Origin of the sequence: Shewanella sp. 10N.286.52.A9, from assembly GCF_041468985.1 — a bacterium.
Classification (GTDB): domain Bacteria; phylum Pseudomonadota; class Gammaproteobacteria; order Enterobacterales; family Shewanellaceae; genus Shewanella; species Shewanella japonica.
This window is the reverse complement of the sequence record NZ_JBFRJQ010000012.1, coordinates 25,331-43,952: the sequence shown is the minus strand read 5'-3', so window position 1 is coordinate 43,952 and position 18,622 is coordinate 25,331. Positions and strand designations below refer to the sequence as shown.

The 18,622-nt window shown below is 41.2% G+C and carries 9 protein-coding genes; 3 read left to right on the top strand and 6 right to left on the bottom strand.

Annotated elements, in window-relative coordinates; all coding sequences use genetic code 11:
- Nucleotides 1-242 precede the first annotated feature (242 nt).
- Nucleotides 243-2,945, top strand: a complete 2,703-nt coding sequence (locus tag AB4128_RS11075; protein ID WP_372037680.1) for an EAL domain-containing protein — start codon at nt 243-245, stop codon at nt 2,943-2,945.
- A gap of 95 nt (nt 2,946-3,040) precedes the next feature.
- Here the strand turns inward: AB4128_RS11075 and AB4128_RS11070 are convergent, their stop codons facing one another.
- Both AB4128_RS11070 and AB4128_RS11065 read right to left on the bottom strand, forming a co-directional pair.
- Nucleotides 3,041-4,090, bottom strand: coding sequence for an alkene reductase (locus AB4128_RS11070; protein ID WP_372037678.1), 1,050 nt, complete (start codon nt 4,088-4,090; stop codon nt 3,041-3,043).
- Between the two features lie 318 nt (nt 4,091-4,408).
- Complete coding sequence (locus tag AB4128_RS11065; RefSeq protein ID WP_055025699.1) at nt 4,409-4,666, bottom strand: TIGR02922 family protein; 258 nt, start codon at nt 4,664-4,666, stop codon at nt 4,409-4,411.
- A 302-nt stretch (nt 4,667-4,968) separates the two neighbouring features.
- Here AB4128_RS11065 and AB4128_RS11060 point away from each other — a divergent pair, with 302 nt between their 5' ends.
- Nucleotides 4,969-5,691 carry a YebC/PmpR family DNA-binding transcriptional regulator gene (locus AB4128_RS11060; RefSeq protein ID WP_055025700.1) on the top strand — a complete coding sequence of 241 codons (723 nt, stop codon included), beginning with the start codon at nt 4,969-4,971 and terminating at the stop codon, nt 5,689-5,691.
- A 73-nt stretch (nt 5,692-5,764) separates the two neighbouring features.
- Here the strand turns inward: AB4128_RS11060 and hpf are convergent, their stop codons facing one another.
- The 3 genes from hpf to AB4128_RS11045 form a co-directional block, all read right to left on the bottom strand.
- Nucleotides 5,765-6,121 carry a ribosome hibernation-promoting factor, HPF/YfiA family gene (hpf, locus tag AB4128_RS11055; protein ID WP_055025701.1) on the bottom strand — a complete coding sequence of 119 codons (357 nt, stop codon included), beginning with the start codon at nt 6,119-6,121 and terminating at the stop codon, nt 5,765-5,767.
- Between the two features lie 553 nt (nt 6,122-6,674).
- Nucleotides 6,675-11,015 carry an alpha-1,6-glucosidase domain-containing protein gene (locus AB4128_RS11050; RefSeq protein WP_372037675.1) on the bottom strand — a complete coding sequence of 1,447 codons (4,341 nt, stop codon included), beginning with the start codon at nt 11,013-11,015 and terminating at the stop codon, nt 6,675-6,677.
- Between the two features lie 108 nt (nt 11,016-11,123).
- Nucleotides 11,124-14,096 carry a TonB-dependent receptor gene (locus tag AB4128_RS11045; RefSeq protein WP_372037674.1) on the bottom strand — a complete coding sequence of 991 codons (2,973 nt, stop codon included), beginning with the start codon at nt 14,094-14,096 and terminating at the stop codon, nt 11,124-11,126.
- 393 nt (nt 14,097-14,489) lie between these two features.
- Here AB4128_RS11045 and AB4128_RS11040 point away from each other — a divergent pair, with 393 nt between their 5' ends.
- On the top strand, nt 14,490-14,936 hold the full coding sequence (locus AB4128_RS11040) for an OsmC family protein (RefSeq protein WP_055025704.1): 447 nt from the start codon (nt 14,490-14,492) through the stop codon (nt 14,934-14,936).
- Between the two features lie 211 nt (nt 14,937-15,147).
- Here AB4128_RS11040 and AB4128_RS11035 read toward each other — a convergent pair whose 3' ends face one another.
- A complete protein-coding gene (locus AB4128_RS11035; RefSeq protein ID WP_372037672.1) occupies nt 15,148-18,426 on the bottom strand; it encodes a S41 family peptidase in 3,279 nt (1,092 codons plus the stop codon).
- Between the last annotated feature and the right edge of the window lie 196 nt (nt 18,427-18,622).

Below are 18,622 nucleotides of genomic sequence, written 5' to 3'. Positions count from 1 at the left end.
AGCTGATAATTCACTCGCGGCAAAAAAATCCAAATACTAAATGTTATTCATTAGTACCTTAACGCTGTAATCGAATTAACTAAAAAACCGCTAATAAAATACTGCTCATGCTGTTGACCTAGCTTAAAAATCAGCCCATATTGATAGATAATTGTTAATAATTACATAAACTTCACAGTTTTCAGTGATTGAGTTTACGTTATAGAATTCAAGCTTAAATACAGTAAAAGTAAGGTTCCTGATTGAGTTTACTTACTCATTATTTACATAAATGGAAGAAAAGGCTTGGGATACTCTTAGCCTTACTTTGCTTGTGGCCGCTACAAACTTGGGTCGTCTCGCTCCTTGCAACTAATGCACTCACCCCTTACGACATAACGCTATCCCTCCCGCTTTCCGAAAAATTAAATCAGCAATTTGGTCTGTCACCTACAAGTAAAATCAATAAGGTATTTGTTAGCGGTAATTTTTCAGACTGGCATAGTGATGATCCCTTTTATCAAATGCAGCTCACAGGTAAAAATCAATGGCAGTATCAGTTACCGCTCCATCCTGGAGATATAGAATATAAACTGGTATTAGAAATTGAAGGGCAAGCGAATCCAACATGGATTGTAGACCCAACTAACCCCAACACAGCAATTAACCCATGGGGCGATGCAAACTCCTTAATAGAAGTTGCCGATTGGCCAAAAGTTGCGGTCATTAGCCAACTATTAACCTTAGCGGTGATTGGCGCGTTTTTATTATATTGTGTGTTAGAACCATTATTGTATTGGTTATTGCACTTAAAAATGCCGCTTTATCGCAAACTTATGCTATCTAACCTTCTGATTTTAATCTGTATTCAAGTCATTTTCTTCAGCTATCAACTCCACCAAAACAGACAACTCATTAAACTCAGCATAAGTGATACTTTGCATAACATGCATTTGGTATTAGCCAGTAACCAGATTGATTTTAGTCAGCTTAGCAATCAAAAAGATGAAATCGACACAGCTATCGATCAGTACTTCGCTCAGGCAACCACGCGTATAGACAAAAAACAAACCAGCCTATTTCAAATCACTTTATCTGACTTTGCCGTTTTAGATAAAAACGGTGAACTTATTTCGTTGCATCATCGCCTTCAAAATCAATCTATCCAGCTTAATCGAGCCCAAAAACTCGGGTTTGAAAATACGCACGATTATTTTATTAAAGGAATGTGGGCAAGCTTGCTCCCCAACGCATTGAGTCAAGCGACGAATGGCCAACTTATTACAGCAAAACGCCCTGCTGCAATTCGTCATGTTGAAACGAATAAAACCCGCCAAAGTGAATGGGTTTTAGGCTTTAGCCAAGTTATGCAGCCCATCATTTCACGTGGGCAGTTACAAGGGTTTTATGGCGGTTCAATTCAGGTCAAACTCTATGGAGAGGAATTACTCAATACCTTATTTTTTCAGCTACTGCTGCTATCTGGGGTCTTGTCTTTAGCCAGCTGGTTATTAATGAGTGTGGGTAAAATTGTCACCTCGGATATATTGACACTAACCAATTGGACACAAAAAATTGTCAGGGGTGATTTAACCCAAAAGCTAACCTTAAATAGCCAAGATGAAATTCAGCAGTTAGGTGATAACTTTGAAGTCATGCGCCAATCCTTAGCGGATAATTTTCATAAAATTGAACAGCAAAACAGTAACCTTTTTAAAGAGGCCTACTTTAACAACTTAACCGGATTACCTAATAGAAAAAAACTGTACGCTGATTTACACCAACATCAAGCCTCCTCATTAATCGTCTTCAATATTAATGACTTTGGGCAAATTAATGATTTTTATGGTGTTAACGCTGGCGATTTGATTATCATTGAAGTGGCCAATAGTTTAGAACTCGTTTCAGCCCCTCATCACCTTTATAAAACTGGTGCTGATGAATTTGTCGTGCTCACCCACTCCCAATTCGATGATGCCCAGTTACAACAACTTGCTGTTCAAATCATTGATTATGTTAGCCATAAAGCCATTGCCATCGATGGTAATGAAATTTATGTCACATTAAGCGCAGGCGGTGCACACTGCGTCAATGATCAATATACTCAGTTACATCAACAAGCTGATTTAGCAAGGCGTATTGCTAGGCGGCATTTTCAACGATACCAACTATTTACAGCTGAAATGTCTAACCCTGAAGCTTTTGAAGCAAACATGCATCAAAGCCGCATGCTTGTTGCAGCAGTCACCCATGATTGGGTCACGCCCTATGTGCAATTAATTAAGCCAATAACTGAAAACTTGCCACCTAAGTTTGAGTGCTTGATGCGAATATGCTTAGACGATGGCACAGTGTTAACGCCTGCTCAGTTTATGCAAACTGCAGTGCGCTCCCGATTATATCCACGTCTAATGGCCGCGATGTTAACCAAGTCTTTTGCCTTGTTTAAAGGTTTACCCTATGCCTTTTCAGTTAACATTTCACTCGAAGATATTGCTGATACAGAAAGGGTTGAGCAATTGCTAAAATTATTAAAAGCCAATCCAGAAACATCAACTCGCTTAACCTTAGAGTTATTAGAAAGCGAAGAGATTACAAATTATGATTTGGTGCATGACTTTATTGAAAAAGTTAAGCCCTACGGCTGTAAAATAGCAATTGATGACTTTGGGGCTGGATATTCAAACTTCGTTCATTTAATGCGTTTGGATATTGATATCATCAAAATTGATGGTTCATTGATCCAGCATTTAGATCAAGACACTAAAGCACAGCACCTAGTAGAAACCGTATCAAGTTTTGCGAAAAAAATGGGCATTGAAACGGTTGCAGAATTTGTTGATTCTCCCCAAGTACTTGAGCGCGTGAAACACTACCATATCGATTATGCCCAAGGTTTTTTACTCGGAAAACCAGAGGCGAGCATTGCAGAAGCCTTATCCATAAGCAAACTTGAATCGCGCTAACTTATTAACGATATACTCATTAAAAAGGCAGCCTTGCTGCCTTTTTTAATACGTCTAACCTAGCTGTTTAGCAACTTACCATCGCATTGTAGGCATCAAACTAGCTCAGCTAACATGGCATCATCGTAAGCAGTCAGCTCTTCTCCACGACGTACCTTGCTCACATAATCAGGATTCGCAATAAACGCCCTGCCAATCGCCAACAAATCAAATTCATTCGCCTCAATGGCTTTATTGCCAGTTTCAGCGGTATAGCTACCAACCCCCACTAAGGTTTGATTGTAATGCTTTCTTAAATACGCGGACGCTTTACCATCTAGGTAGTCAAACTCCATTGCATCATCAAATATTCCTAAATGAATAAAGGCAAGTTGACGAGACTCTAATTGTTTAAGTAGGTAATCAAATACAGCCCGATCGCGGCTATCGGGTTCCATATTAAAATACGCCCCAGGTGATAAACGAATAGCCGTTCTCTCGTGGCCAATTTTAGCCACAATCCCATCTACTACTTCAATGGCAAAACGTGCCATATTTTCTGATGATTCACCATATTCATCTGTGCGGTTATTACAGGAGTAATGGAGAAATTGATCAATGAGGTAGCCATTAGCACCATGAATTTCAACGCCATCAAAACCCGCCTTGAGCGCGTTATCTGCTGCGGTTGCATAATCAGCCACCAGCTGAGTAATATCCTCACTGGTCGCTGCTTTAGGCTGTTGATACATTAACTCTCGATTGCGGGGTATTGTACCTTCTATGCCAATGTTTGATGCTGATAGCACTTCACCATTACCTTCACCAAAAAAGAATGGATGAGCAACACGTCCTGTGTGCCAAAGCTGAGCAAAAATTTTACCGCCTTTATCATGCACGGCCTTGGTGACAACTTTCCAGCCATCAACTTGTGCCTGGGTATAAAGTCCAGGTGTATTGACATAACCCTGGCCATCGGGACGAATAATGGTCGCTTCACTAATGATAAGTCCAGCATCGGCACGCCGAGCATAATAATCAGCCATGGTTTGCGTTGGAACTAAATCATCATCAGCCATGCAGCGAGTTAACGGGGCCATTAATATTCTGTTGTTAAGAGTCAAGGTGTCATTGAGTTTATAGGGAGTAAATAACGAGGCTGGCATAATGCTTCCTTGAAAATGAGATCGTTAATTGGTGTGGTAAATAAGTCACCGCGTTTGATGGCAGTATATACATACTTTGTCTGCCAGTTTAACAACAGATTAAGTTTGTCATATTTTATGTTTAAGCAACTAAGCGACTATCTCAAACATCTAGGACAATGATTCAACATAGATGCTCGTCATAAGTATGAAATGAATATTGAGACTCACTTTTTACAGTCGATTAGTTTGCCTCAAGATTACGAAGAAAGGAGGTAGAAAGTTCAGATTGATTGTCATTAATCAAATAACAATAATTAGTTACGGCTTAAGTGCTTTTTAAACAAGGTTTTTTTGCGCATAAACACGCTCACCCAATGAGTTAAGAATTTTACACTCGCCATCAAGTACAGCAATGATTGATTTACCAGCACGAAACTCATTTGGCAGCATCACCCTACCTGTTTCACTTACGTCAAGATCAGTCAACACGGTATTCTTCATCAGTAAGCCAACTGGGGCCTCGTAAAATAGCACGGTTACCGTAGCTTTGTTATTATCATCCGTGGTGGCAACTTCCTGGCTAACATCTGTCATATAGAACTCTCTTATTAATGCTGACTTATCAATGCAATCATATCGTTACTTCCCTCCAAGTTTAGCGCATTTTTACTATAGAGGGTTACTCACACAGCTTTGAGTTTAGATGATTATTAAGTCTATTTCCGCATTTTAGTAATCAATATCTTACACAAATCTAACAGTAACTATGTTAAATTGAATGCATTAACCCTATATCGGCTGATCTGTATCAATAGCTCTGCTCATATAGACTAAACAGCTGCGATTATTTTTGTTAGAATCAGCGGCAATTTTTCGAAATTTAAAACGAGATCAAGATGGGAAGAGCATACCAAAACCGCAAAGAATCTATGGCAAAGACTGCCGGCCAAAAAACGCGTTTATACTCGCGTTATGGTAAAGAAATTTATGTTTGTGCCAAAAATGGTGGTGTTGACCCTGACGGTAACCTAGCGTTACGCAGCTTAATTACTCGCGCAAAGAAAGACCAAGTACCAGCACATGTAATTGAACGCGCAATCGAAAAAGCGAAAGGTGGTGGCGGTGAAGATTACGATACTGCACGTTATGAAGGTTTTGGCCCTGGCGGGTGTTCAGTTATCGTTGACTGCCTAACCGATAACGTAAAACGTACCTTTACAGAAGTACGCCAAGCATTTGTTAAAAACGATGCTAAGTTAGGTGGCCCTGGTACTGTTGCCCACAGCTTTGATCATCAAGCCGTATTCGTATTTGCAGGTGATGACGACGAAGCCATTTTAGAACTGCTAATGATGGCTGATGTTGATGTCACTGACGTTGAACTTGAAGATGGCATGATCAGTGTATTTGCGCCAATTACTGAGTTTAACAAGGTACGTGTTGCACTGACTGAAGAAATTGCCGATATCAACTTTGAAGTTGAGCACATTACTTTTGTGCCACAAGCAATGACCGAAGTTACTGGTGAAGATGTTGAAACGTTTGACAAGTTTATTAACGCATTAGAAGATTGCGACGACGTGCAAAATGTTTATCACAATGCTGAAATTAATGATTAAACATCATTAGTTAACGGCCACAAAAAACGCAGTCATTTGACTGCGTTTTTTTATTTCGTTAGAAAGTCTTGGACTATTTCAGGTCCATCTCTTGCACTCTTTCATAAGCAATTTCAGGCGCTGTCACTTCAGGCTTGGCGTGTAAATCAGCTTTTAGCTGACCTTTGCGGTGTTTAAGAGCTGCATCAAGTTTTTTACCTGCACTTGAAAGTGCTGGATACATAACAGGATCTGAGGCTTTTGCTGCGATACGACTGCCTTCATAATTTGTCGTGATTTCAACTTCAAATTCGCCGTGTTCTTTTGAGATGATAATATCGAGTGATATTAGCGTTGGGAAATGGCTGGCAATTTTGGTGAATTTTGCGCTAACGTCTTGTTTTACAGTATCTGTAACATCAACATGGTGACCCGAAAGATTTATTTTCATAGATAACTTATCCTTTAATAATATAGCAAGGCTATATACTTCACTTTCTAGCAGATATTTATTCTTACATAAGTAGATTTTGGGGCGTGTGTCCTAGATCACAAGGGCCGTTGTATAAATTTTTGTTAACTTAGCTAACAACCTGCCTTCTTTTAATACTACTGTCATTTTCTTCCTTTACAGCTTTAGTATAGACACAAAAACCAAACAAAATCTGCAACTTTTGTCGTCTTTACATCAAAAATGCATTTATTGTCATTTTTCAGACAATTAGCCCTCTTTTTTGTTTAAATTTCATTCAGAGCAAGCCAGTTAACAAAGTAATATATTACTGTTCGCCCCCTTAAAAGGCGCTTTAAAACCGTTTTAGCACAAATAACATTGGGCTGCTTTTACCGAGAACCCTGCTATTTAACACTGAGTCATCCTGATCAAACATAATTAATAAAGCACTACCGACCAGCACGCTAGGTGTCATTCACAACACGTATTGCGGTTTTTGAACACAAAAAAGCCCAGCTTTCGCTGAGCCTTTTACCATCCACACAATTATCTAGTTAACACTATTAACGGTTAACGTAGGTGAACTTGAACTTGGGCCTGTTACCGTAAAGCGATAAGTCCCAGCTACAGCAACATCAAACAGCATATTTGCTCCTTTAGAGGCTAAGGTTTTCATATCGCCTTCAATCACTGCCTCTTCACCAGCTATAGCGCCAAAATCTACCGTTGACCAGTCTCCTGTGGCGATTTTGAACTCAGCAGTTCCAGCGTCAAGTGCAATATCGACAGTATATACAGATGATCCCTGATAACTGAGTGCATCCACTTCCCCCCACCCATTCATGCCACCACGAATGTAAACGGTATTACCAGCAAACATATCAGTTTTGTTTACTGTTAACACAGGTTCATTGCGATTAGTCATGTCTAGAGTGAAGGTATACATTTCTTCAGTTTCAAAGTTCAGGCTCATATTGCTACCAGAAACAGCTAATGCTTTTTCAGTCCCTAGTGTGACTGAACCATCGGCATCTAAGCTACCAAAATCAACAGTAGACCAATCAGCTGATGCCACTTTAAATTCATGGTTTGCTACAGATACCAAAATTTCTGCTTGATAAATACTACCGCCCATATATGTTAGCTCGTCAGTTTCACCCCAACCGTTCATGCCACCACGAATATAAACGCTAGTCCCCACAAAAGGCTCTTCGTTGTATACGGTAAGCACTGGGTTATCTTTATCTGCCGCATTGAGTGAGAACACGTAAGTTGCATCAGTTGCAGCTGTAAAGCTTAAGTTTGCACCACTTGGTGCAAGTTGCTCTGCTACGTCTTCATCTACACCTGCTTCAGCATCTGATACGCCGCCAAAATCAACGGTACTCCAATCTGCTGACGCTACTTTAAAGTCATAGCCACCCGCAGCAAGTGTAATCGCAACACGATATTCACCACTCCCCACATAGGTAAAGCTATCCACTTCACCCCAACCATTCATGCTGCCACGAACAAAGACTTCAGTGCTGCCATAAGGTACAACATCAGGTGCTCCTGCAGTGGCATCAGCACTTAATCCTGTCCCTTGGGTACCTCCTTGGTTTTTAACAAACACAGCTGTGGTATGAGCTGGAACGGTAAAGGTTCCTTCCTCAGTGCCTTCACTAAAGTTTGCACCTTGAACTGTTGAGTCAACTGACATAGCTAATGTTGGATGCAAGCTAAAGCCCGTTGCTGTTGAAACAGTATGAGATTGCTCACTATCACTACCATTTATCATCACCACCATGGCATCAACCGCAGGGTCAACATCCACTAGGCCAGCACCATCGTCAACACTCATCACGATAACGCCTTGCTTTTGGTTTTTACCAATATTATGGAAACCAACTCGATCAATAATGTCTTGTTCGGTAGTTAACCGCAGTAAAGGACTGCTTTTACGTATTGATAAGAACTCATTAAACACGCTTGAAGCAAACTCAATTTCAGACATTGATGGGGCTGAATTAGGATTACCTGCTAGTGCGATAATTTGTTCCATTTTCTCTGCATTATCTTGCTCTAACGGTAATCCAACATTCCAGTTATTGCTTTCCTTAGTAAAGTCGACCCAGTTAAACCAATCACCAGAGTCATAGGTGTTACGATCCAGTGATTTTGACCGCAACATATCACCACCCATTTGGAAGAACGGGATGCCTTGGCTCATTAATGGAATCGTTGCAGCAATGTTTTGCACACGAACTCGAGTATCAAGCGACATACCAATGTCATTTGAGTACTGCAAAATATCCCACAAGGTTTCATTATCATGCTTTGACACATAGTTAATACTGTCAGCAGGATCTAAAGTATAAGCCGTAGGCTGGGTGTTCCAGCTAAAGCTGCTGCCTGTTGCTGTATTACCATTAAAGTCTTTTAAGACGTAATTTTGTAAGTTACCAGCCATTGATAAACGCAGGGTGTCTTGGTCGCGTAAGTAGTCATCTTTTTGCTCCATAGCAAATAATGCACCGCCACGAACTGACTCACGAATACGATCATTAAAGGTACCGACTTCACTGCCTGCCATATTGGCCTGAACAGCTTGTTCAAATAAGCGGTTATCAGCTACTTCACCAAAGTTCCAACCTTCACCATAGAAGTAGTTATCAGGATCAACCGCTTGAACAGCCTCGCGAGCATCTAAAATACTGCTCTTAGGCATATGACCCATCACGTCGAATCTGAAACCATCAAATCCATACTGCTTGGCAAGAATGACCATGGAGTCTGAGACAAACTTATCCATCATTCGATGTTCTGTTGCAGTATTATCACAACAAGTCGATGACTCAATTTTACCGGTAATTTCGTTATAGCGGTGGTAGTAACCTGGCACGACTTTATCAAGTACCGAGTTATCCCAAAGTCCCGACGAACTCGTATGGTTATAGACCACATCAAGTACCACGCGTAAACCGAGTTCATGTAATGCTAAGTTCATTTCTCGCAGTTCTTTAATGCGAGCAACACCGTCAGCATCAGTCGCATAACTTCCTTCTGGGGTAATAAAATGTTGCGGATCGTAACCCCAGTTAAAGCTGTCATAACCACGCATAGCATTAACGAGTGCTTGCGCATCTTTAGAGCCTGGTAATGTTCCTTCTAAAATAGACTGAATAGTTGCCGACTTATCCTGAGTCAAACACGCATCTGCATTGTCATCAATCTTGTCACATAAGGTGCCCAAGGTATCTGAAATATCAACGCGCTCAGCTGGGTCTTCATTGACTGTGGCAATGTCATTGATTGGCAGCAAATGAAAATGTGTTACACCACTTTCAGCCAGCTTTCTAAGATGCTCAACAGGGTCACTTCCCTCTTCAGTAAAGGCTAAGTACTTTCCTCGATTAGCTTCAGTCGTGCTTTCATCACGTGCACTAAAGTCACGTACATGACCTTCGTAAATCACGATATCCTCAGGATTTGCCACCGTCATAACTTCGTGGCCATCCCAACCTTCAGGTTTTAAATCTGCATCACTCAAGTTAACAAATTGGCTGTAACGGCCATTAGTTGAGACATTAAGTGAGTAAGGATCCGTTGACTCGAGTGTTTCAATAGCCTGAGTAACAGGATGATAAACCACCAACTCATAGCGGTAATACATTCTGTCTAGGCTCATATCACCACTGAATGACCAAATACCCGTGTCAGCATCAAGGCTCATCGATTCTGTAGAGGTTAAGTTTTTCGCCGCGTCATAAACCTTTAAGTTTACCGACTGCGCTGTTGGCGCCCAGACATTAGCAATGATGTTACTACCGTCATATATTATGCCTAAATCAGCTTCGTCAGCATCGTTATCACCTGAGGTGTATAACGCATCCAATACTTTTGCCACTTGTACATGACTTGCCGCGACAGGTTTATTGTCACTGTCATAGGCCGCCATCACCAATTGATTTTTAGCAATAGACTTAGCTTCTTCTGCAGTAAAATTCGCTTCATAGGCAGGCCAATCAGCTAAATGTGGCACTAAGGCTTTTTGCACATCAGTTAGCTCACTGGTCATCACTTCAACCTGAGTACCACTGATGTTGCCATCATTATCAGCAGCAATTCCAGCTGATGCAGAATGATGAATGATGAACTTAGCAATGCCGTCGGGATCTTCATTCCATACAAAAGTGTTTTGATCTAACCAGTGAGCACTTGCACCAGCAATAGAAAAACCAACATCTAGAATCGGATAATCATACACATCACTTTCACCATGGATGGTAAAATTAGTACGGTTAAAGTTTGCTTCAGGCTCGCCGTCTTCGGCTAACACTTTAAGGTTCATGACTAAGTCACCATCCCCCAGTGCTTTACCTGAACCTTCAGTACCGATATGAACAATAAAGTTGGCACATTCGCCATAGCCTTCTTTAAGATTAATGATCCAATAGGCACCATAATTAGGGTCAATACCATCAAACGAATGACCATTAGCCCAATCAGTTGAATCAAACGGCGGCGCATAGCTATCACAGGTGTCATTATTCCAAGTATGCAGCTTATAACCTGGGTAATTAGGGTTCGAATCAGTATTATCGTTATCTTTAATTCGGTTGTAATACAACACAGCTTGGTTTTCACCAGCGTAAGCTACAGGCTCTGGTAGCTCAGGGTTATAGCCCACAATACAGCTTTCATTTTTTGCATCTGGAAATTTAGGTGCAGGACAGCTTAATGGCGGCGGAGGTACACATTCAGTGCCTGCTGCATTAGGGATATTCGGTACATTACACGTTAACAGCACTTCACCTGGCTCAGATGAATCCCCACCACCACAACCTGCAAGCGTCGCTAAACTGGCAGCAACTGCAGATAATTTCACGACTCTAGAAATACTCATCATGAGTGACTTCTCCCCATAGAATGTTGATTAAATTGCGTCATCAGTTTGTTGTTATTAATTTGATGACCCATCACACGAATTAACTGGATATTGTTCTTATTATTTTTGTTACATGGCATAAGTGAACCCCAAGTAAAATTCGCGGCCAAAGTACTGAATGGTGCCGGTTTTGTTTTCAGTGCCGAAGTAACTTTTAGTTGGCTCATCAGTTAAGTTATTCACTTGAAATAACACTCCTAAGCCATCAGTCACTTGGTAAGACGCTTGATAATCAAGCACTGTTTCACCATCAAAATTCACCACTTGTTCGTTAATGGCGACTTGCTCAGATACGAAATCATCACGGTAACGACCACTTAAACGAGTTTCGAAGCCTTCGTAAGAGTAAAAGAGCGTGGCGCTGACCACATTGTTAGATAACCCAGGTAAATCTTGCGTTGCCGTGTCACCACCTAAGTTAGTAATGGATTGCACTTCAGACTCGGTGTAAGAGTAACTTGCGTTAAACCCTAGCCCTGACCATCCTGCTGGTAGTGAAGCAAACACTTGGGTGTAAGCTAATTCAAGACCACGAATATAGCCGCCTTCAGCGTTATTGACTGCTGTGGTGTAAGTACCGTTAGTGGTTTCAATTTGCTCACCACTATCTTCATCAATAATGTAATCAGGGACGTTAAAACCGTTACCTTTAAAGTCGAAGTTATCAATCGCAATCGTGTCAATGAATGAGTCAATATTCTTATAGAAGACAGCAGCGACGACTGCCCCTTCATCAAAGTAATACTCATAAGATAAATCGTATTGATCTGCATAGAACGGCATTAAGAATGGGTTATTGGTACTTGAACCATTGATTTCACCATCATCTGAAACCGATGCACTGATATCGCCAGCTAAGCGATTAATCGGTGGGCGAGACATCACTTTTGCAGCGGCAAAACGGACCTGTGAGTCATCAGTGACTTTAAAGTTTAAGTTGATAGAAGGCAGGTAATCGGTGTAATCAACCCCCTGAACCGTTGGCGCATAGTTTTGGTTGATAATGCCAATTTCATCAGTAATATTCTGCGCACCTAAAGTCGGATCTCCTTCTACATTTTGAAGCATGGTCGCTGACTGGTCGGTATTAACCACACGAACACCAAAGTTACCCGTAATTGGTAATCCACCAATTTCAGTATCAATGTTTGCCATGACATAGCCAGACAAGACTTCTTCATACACCTCGCCACTTTGCAGCACTGACCAAGAATAGTTAGTTGTGTAGCCTTGTGGATCGATGACTCCACCCGCATTACCCCAAGTTTGTACAGGTTGTGGCGTGCCATCTGGGAACCATGCATTTAACGCTTTATCTAAATCAATGGCTAAATAAGAAGGGAAATATGAAAAGTCACCATCCCAGTCAACAACCGTTGTCATATCATCGGTAAGTTTGAGTGGCGGCTCAGATTTTGAAAATGCACCATCATTACCGTATTCAAATACTGAGCGATCGTTTGAGTAAGTGCGATCTGAATAGCGTGCGCCAAATTCTACACTTGCGATAAAGTCATTATCTAACTCATAAGTAAAATCTACTCGGTATGCTTTCACTTCATCTTCGTTTTCAAACGGATAAATACCGTATTTACTGACCATCACTCTGTCGATATCAGAAAATGTATCCGCTTGATTAAAGCCAACATCGGGTAAATCTAAACCATTTAATAAATAACTTACTGAAACATTCTCATCAAAAATAGGCGCATCCGCATTCGCATCAACAGCGACATTTGACCAAAGTAAGCCGTTTCTGAAATCACTTTTAGCCGCTGATAACGACACATCGACATTGACGTTTAATCTGTCTGTTACCTGCCAATCACCATTGATACCAAAGCTGTCGACCTCATCAAAATCTTGGTTATCATCATTGACGATTTCGACACGAGTGTAGCTTTTAGAAGTGCGGTTAAACGTGCCGCCGATAACTGAATTACCATCATAAGTTGGATTTGAAACACTGGCATCACGGCCGCCAAACTTGGTACGAAAACCACGAGCAAATGATTCGCTGTCAAAGCGGGACATAAAGGCATCAGCCTTTAAAACAAAATTGTCTACTGGTGCCCACTCAATGGCGGCCATGTAACCATTTCGAATTTCTACACCACCTAGATGTTGTACCTCAAAACCTTCACTGATGTATTCGTTCGCAGGGTTATCTTCAGGTCCATTGGTATCCCCTTCAATGCCGTCAACATCCTTGGAATCATTGTAAGCAAGGCCAATAAATTGGGTTGCGACACTCGGCTGTTCAAGACGAGCGTAACCCACTGCCACACCTAAGGTATCCTCTAGGAATTTACCTTGATATGAAAAACTTAAACGAGAACCAAAATCTTCGGCACCGTACACTTCATCGGCACGATCGTTATACATACCACGCACATTGGCAGTAAAGTTATGTTGTTTATCTTTGCTTAGAGGACTGACGGTTGTCAGCTCAACAGTACCCGCAACACCACCTTCAATAAGGGAAGCTTTAGGCGACTTGTAAACCGCTGCAGAACTAATTAATTCAGAAGGGTATTGGTCAAACTCAATACTACGAGACCCGCTCGTTGATACTTGTTCACGTCCATTTAAGGTTGAAAAAACAAAGCCACCCGACATACCACGAATGTTAATTTCAGCAGCTTGACCACCAGTACGAACAGCAGAAATACCAGGTAAACGGGTCAATGCATCGGCCATTGAAACGTCAGGTAGTGCACCTAAGTCATCGGCAGATAATTGCTCAGAAACGGTATCCCCATAACGTTTTGAGTTAAGTGAATCAATCAAACTACGACTATAGCCTTTCACACTGATCCGCTCGATGCCAGTTTCAGCTTCCGTATCATCCGCTTCATTGCTAGCTAACGCATTTGTGGGTTGTGTATTCTCTGTGGCACTCACTTCGACATCAGCTGTCGATGATTGAACCGTTTCAGTTTTTATCTCATCGGCCGCAAATGCGTCATTAGGAGTCAACATAATACTGACTCCTGCCGCTGCTAGCGCTAGTGATAACACACTAGGTTTACAATTGAACATTGAGTTTCCCCTCACCTTACTGACTTTATAGTCACCCAACATTCAGTTATACGACTCAGACTAATGGAATATCAGGCATTATTATCGAGTTATAGTAGTCATGGATAAGTATTAGTCTCAATTTTTTGCATACGTATTCATAACAAACTATTAACAAACAAATTCAAAAACGCTTACATAAACGAATGAATTAATGCGCAAAAAACAAACAAAGTGAAATGCAAAGGTATTTTTACGAATACAATAGAATTGAATTTTCTAAGCTTTAGTAGATTTCATCAGGTACTCAGGTAAAATGCAGGCTCGGTAAAAATGTATTTAAGGTAAGAACGCTAATTTATTTAGCAAACAATCGACTTTAAGCATTTGAATTGGCTAATAAAGGAAGCATTAATGGGTTTTAAGCTAACGGTAAACTGGCAAGCGGATCATTTTGAACATACCGCACCTGAATTTAACCGAGATCACCAAATTGAGTTTGGTTCAGGGCAAGTGATACAAGCTTCTTCAGCACCTGAGTACAAAGGTAATGACGAAAAAATTAACCCAGAAGAAAGCCTTTTGGCCGCCTTATCTTCGTGTCATATGCTGACATTTCTAGCCATTGCGCACTTAAAGCGATTAACTGTCGTATCTTATCAAGATAATGCCCGTGCTGAACTTGGTAAAAACGATTCAGGAAAATTGTCTGTCACTAAAATGCTCTTAAACCCGCAAGTAACGTTTGCTGAAGGCATTGAAGTCAGTAATGAAGTATTGCAAAAAATACACGATAAAGCCCATGCTAATTGCTTTATTGCGAACAGTATTAACTCTGAAGTATCAATAAATATCGATTAATATTCATTACCGAGTTAAGACAGATTTAACCTCTACTCAGCAACCGAGTAAGACATAAAAAAAGCCAATCATTGTGATTGGCTTTTTAGTGTCTAGATGACTTATTAGTAAAAGCCCTCGTCAGATACATTTCAATTTACGCACCTAAAAACGATGACTTAAATCGCTAAGCAACCATTTCCTGTTCTGCTTAGTCACTTTTAAAATAAGTCTATGGTTTAGGTAAAATATCCTCTGCAGTGCCTTGCTGTGGAATAGGTTTAGCACGTAAAGGTAGGATCGGCGTTTGTTTTAGTTCCTCTTTAAGGTAACTAATGGCCTTTTCAAGCTGCGCATCAGCACCGGTAAACGTTGCATAAGGCAAGTTATCAACTTCAATATCAGGTGTAACACCGTAGCCTTCAACAATCCAACGACCATCCATTGCATATTGAGGATACTCAGCGACGCGTGCCATTCCATTATCAGTCACTCGATTACGCCCTGATAACCACACTCCAGCACCTGCAGTTTGCTTGCCAATAATAGGGGCTAAACCTAATGCTTTAATCCCTGCAGAAAAAGTTTCACCATCTGAGTACGTCATTTGATCTGCAAGCACCACTAAATGGCCTCTAAAGGTTTGTTGCATATTGGTATTTGCTGAACCATGGGTCGGCTGCCAAAATGCCCAAGCACGGCGAAGCAGTTTTTCAATTATCCAGCTATCAATGTTTCCGCCTCGGTTTCGACGAACGTCGATAATTAAGCCATCCTTATCGTAATTGGTGTAAAACTCGCGTGCGAAACTTTCGATATCACCCGAACCCATAGCATACAGGTGCAAATACCCCATTTTGCCATCACTGGCCTTAGCGACTTTTTGCGCATTATTGTTAACCCAATCTAAGTAACGTAATTTAGCATCTGCGCCATTGCTATGAGGCACAACAATGGTTTTATGGCTATCTTTGCCACGCTTTAAATCAAGCAGTACCTGTTTTTCGGCTTGGTTTCGCAAGCTATGCGTTACATCCGCAACCGAGTTAATGGCTTTGCCATTAATGGCGACAATGATATCCCCTGGTTTAGCATCCACATTAATTCGCCCTAGGGGTGAAGCTTGAGAAGGCAACTCAGGATCATTCTGATAAATATGACCGATAATCACTCCTTTATCGGTTTGTGATAATCGCGCCCCTAAACTAGCCGCAGTTGCAGTCTCATTTTTAGTGACATCACCACCACGAACTTGGGAATGCAATGAATCGAGTTCCCCCATCATTTGCTTAAATATGTCATTAAGCTCGTTACGATCGGTCAATCTTTTTAATAAAGGTTGGTATTTTTGTTTAATGGCAGCCCAATCTTTACCTCGCATGCCTTTATCGTAAAAAGAGTCTCGATGCATCAACCAAGCATCTTCAAAAATTTGCTGCCACTCTTGCATAGGTGAGATAGCCAGCTGCCATTGAGCGGTATCAACTTGAGTGTTTTTAAGTTCAGCAGGTAGCTTATCGCCTGCGGCAACAATATGCATTTCAGCAGGGTTAGACTGCTTAGTTATGAGTAATTTCTCGCCGTCAGCAGACACAGCATAACCACCGATATCAGCCCCAAACTCGCTAATTTCAGCAGAGAGATGATCAAATTTAATGAGCTTTAAACTGGTCTTATTGGCATGAGTGTCCAATAAATACAACTTATCTTTTACCACAGTTAAATTAGCATAATTCCCTGATGCAACGGGTACTTGCCAAAGACGCTGAGTAATCCCTTTCCAGTCAACTCTGATTTTTTTAGTTGCGGTATTGGTCGCTTCTTCTTTATCTGCAATGGTACTTGCATTGAGTTCAGTCGGTTTTTCGAATGGAAATAACGCCTTCTCATTGAGTGCAATCGCAAACACTTGGGTGCGTTTATCAAAAATCGGCCCCATGTTTCTATCACCCCAAGGTGAACCTGGTGTTGCATCAAAGTGGCGATTAGATAAGAAATATAACCACTGCCCATCAGGGCTAAAACTAGGTGAAAATGACTCATATTTATCGCTAGTTAATGCTTGTGCTCTTTCATCTGATAAGGAGTACAACACCACCTGTGGACGCTGCTTACCAATTTCAGACTTAGTCACGGCGATAAGCTGACTGTTCGCAGACCAAACAATGTCCGCATATTCGCCTAACCCTTCCCCATTAACGATAATTTTTTTATTCTTGCCTTTTTTCAAGTCCAATAGCCACACGTTGCCGTCATAATCATCGTGAGCAATATAACGACCGTCTGGTGAAAGGTGTAAGCTGGTTCGTAGCGATGAGCCATCTTTGGTTAATTGTTTCGCACCTTCGCTACCATCCGCTGGGAATTGCCAAATCTCTTGTTGGCCTGAAGCATCACTAATGCCGTAAACCCATTTTCCGTCGACACTAAGAGCACCATTACGAACTCTAGCATCAGCAGGGGTTTTAATTTGAATCAGTCTACTGCCGTCATGACTGGCAACGGCGACATGACTACGTGCTGTAATAACCGCTTTATTACCCTTTGCAGCAAAAGCAACTGACGTGGCATATTGCATTGGATCTGCAATCCATTGCTCACGACGATGAGGAAAATCTGAAGTCAAACTAACATTGACGATGGACGAACTATTATTACTAATATCAAATACGTTAATGTCTGCGCCATGTTGAAACACTATACGTCCCTGATTTAATTGAGCGTCACGCACTTGCCACTCTGAAAATTGAGTATGCTGAGTCATGTCCTTGCCATCAACTGACATAGACCAAATGTTATCATTGCCAGATTGATCACTGACAAAGTACACGCGATTTTGCCACACCATAGGTTGTCTTACAGAACCCTGATGGGAGGCGGTAAGCTTTTGCGCTTCTTTTTTGCTACCCAGCTCATAGCGCCAGATTTCGCCTAATGCGCCACCTCGATAAACCTTGGCGTTATCTCCACTGGCTTGTAGACCAAATTGAGTGAAGTAAACATATTTACCTTGCGCATCAATCGCACCTTCAATGGCATCAGCTAGGGGAAGATCGGTTACGATTAATGACGATGGATTAACTGTTTTTAGTACCCAGTAATTTGCTGGACCATCGGCATTGTCAGTGGCATATAGGATCTCACCAGAAGCAGTCCAACCTTGCAGGCGAACCCGGCTATTCTCAAAGCTCACTCGTTTTGCAACACCGCCGGCCATTGGCATAACATACACTTCAGTTGCACCGTCATAATTGGCAGTAAAAGCCAACCACTGACCATCTTTTGAAATAGTCGCATCTAACTCTTCAGCTGCTTGAGTCGTCAATCTTGTCGCTGTAGTTTGGTTTAACTGACTGGTCCATAAGTCGCCTTCAGCGGTAAACACAACGGTTTGGTCGTGCAATGCTGGCGCACGATAGTATCCTTGATTTTCACTACTGACCGCTTGAAAAGCGATTCCTGAAAGCCCAAGGGCCAGCATGCAAGCGGTAACGGATTGACGAAGTTTCATGGTCAGAAAAGTCCTTGTAAATATTATTATTTTCAAGCACTCAAATTAGCAAAAAAAATGCAACTTATCAGTATCAAAATACGTTAATTAATGATTTATCCTCGATGAATTTGTAACCGAATACGTTAGTAAAAATACTCATCAGAGAATAAGGATTAACATGATTAAGTTAAGATAAAAAAAGGTAATAATATCA